At 35.2% G+C, this 253-nt stretch carries 1 protein-coding gene; it reads right to left on the reverse strand.

Annotation, left to right across the window (positions count from 1 at the left end):
* Positions 1-253, reverse strand: a 253-nt coding sequence (locus CWC30_RS18220; RefSeq protein ID WP_138627774.1) for an isocitrate dehydrogenase kinase/phosphatase-domain containing protein, incomplete at both ends; no start/stop codon positions are given.

Raw genomic sequence — 253 nt, forward strand, 5'->3', positions numbered from 1 at the left:
ATTGGCCAGTACTTTGCCGTAAATAAATCGCTAAGATAATGATTAAAATGGATTAAGTCACTGCTAATGGCACTAAAAAAAACCTTAACTTGACTAGGAAATATATCATTTTGGTCTATATCAAAATAAGAATGTGCGCTTATTTCCTCTAACGGGTTCTCAGTATTTGGCACTTCTCTAAAATTACAATCAGTAAGAGGGCATATTTCATCGTAATCATAAAATTCCACTCGCCCCCAACGTGTCACGACAA

This window comes from Pseudoalteromonas sp. S4741 (assembly GCF_005886135.1).
GTDB lineage: Bacteria > Pseudomonadota > Gammaproteobacteria > Enterobacterales > Alteromonadaceae > Pseudoalteromonas > Pseudoalteromonas tetraodonis.